At 63.6% G+C, this 1,298-nt stretch carries 1 protein-coding gene; it reads right to left on the minus strand.

Going from position 1 to position 1,298, the window contains the following annotated elements:
* Window positions 1-54: 54 nt before the first annotated feature.
* Window positions 55-1,232 (minus strand): IS3 family transposase gene (locus ACGFK0_RS37670; RefSeq protein WP_392913573.1). Its coding sequence is split into 2 segments (ribosomal slippage): window positions 55-971 and window positions 971-1,232, totalling 1,179 coding nucleotides; the frame shifts between segments, so codons are not numbered across the junction.
* Between the last annotated feature and the right edge of the window lie 66 nt (window positions 1,233-1,298).

Here is a 1,298-nt window from a genome sequence, read left to right on the forward strand (position 1 = left end):
CTGAGGGGCCCCGCGCTTTCCGGACAGCTGACTGATGGTGATCTGCGGGCAGATCTACGCTGCTTGCTCCCGGTCCAGGTACTCGGTGTGGACCTCAAGAGGGGTCCGGTACCCGTTCGCGGAATGAAGCCTGCGTCGATTATAGAAGCCCTCGATGTACTGCACAACCGCGCGGCGTGCTTTGCTGCGTGTGGCAAATACCATACGGTTTAGCCACTCGTTCTTCAACGCGCCGAAGAACGATTCCGCCATCGCGTTGTCCCAGCACACCCCGGTTCTTCCAACTGACCTGCGCATGCCGTAGCGGCGCAGGTGCCGGCCGAACTCATCGCTCGTATAGTTCGACCCGCGATCGCTATGGAAGATGCAGCCCTCCTCGATGTGGATGTTCCCGGCCGCCGAGTCCAGAGCAGCCGTGATGAGCGAGGTCTTGAAGTGGTCGGCCATCGCCCAGCCGACCACCATCTTTGAATGACAATCGATCACGGTCGCCAAATAAAGGAAGCCTTCCCAGGTCGGAATGTATGTAATATCACCGACCAGCCTGGTGCCTGGACGCTCGGCTGTGAAGACCCGGTTGACCAGGTCGGGGATCGTACCGGGCTCGCCGGCCTGGGTGGTGACCGGCCGCCACGGCCGCGGCTGCACTGGCACAAGCCCCAGCTCGCGCATCAACTGCCGCACCAGCTCGGGCGAGACCTCCTCACCCGAGCGCGCCAGCACCGCGTGGACGCGCCGATAGCCGTAGGTCTCGTGGTTGGCCTCGAACACCGCCTCGATCATCAGCTTGAGGCGTTCCCGGCGTTCGGCGGTCGCCGACAACGGACGAGTCCGCCAGTCATAGAAGCCGGACCGGGACACGTGCAGCCAGGTGCACATGTCAATGATGGCGTGGTTGGCCTTCTCCGCGTCGATGAGCTCGTACTTGGCGCTCACCGGTGATCCTTCGCGAAGAAGGCCGCGGCTTTTACCAGAAAGGCGTTCTCCTCGCGGAGCCTGCGGTTCTCTCGCTCGAGCTCAAGTTCCCGGGCGCTCTTCTTCTCGCCACCGCCGCTCCCCGCCGACACGTCACCGCCGTGCCGCCTGCGGTAGTCCTTGACCCAGTTACCAAGCGTCGTGTCGTGGATCCCGACCTCACGGGCTACATGGGCGATGGGGCGTGGGCCGTCCAGGACCATACGGACGATCTCGTCCTTGTGCTCCTGGGTGAAATGCCGCCTCTGTCGTGCCAACGACCTTCCCTTCCGGTTCTCCCCAACCCTAGTTGGGGACCTGTCCGGAAGATCCGGGGCGCCTCA

Source organism: Spirillospora sp. NPDC048823, assembly GCF_043198445.1.
Taxonomy (GTDB): domain Bacteria; phylum Actinomycetota; class Actinomycetes; order Streptosporangiales; family Streptosporangiaceae; genus Spirillospora.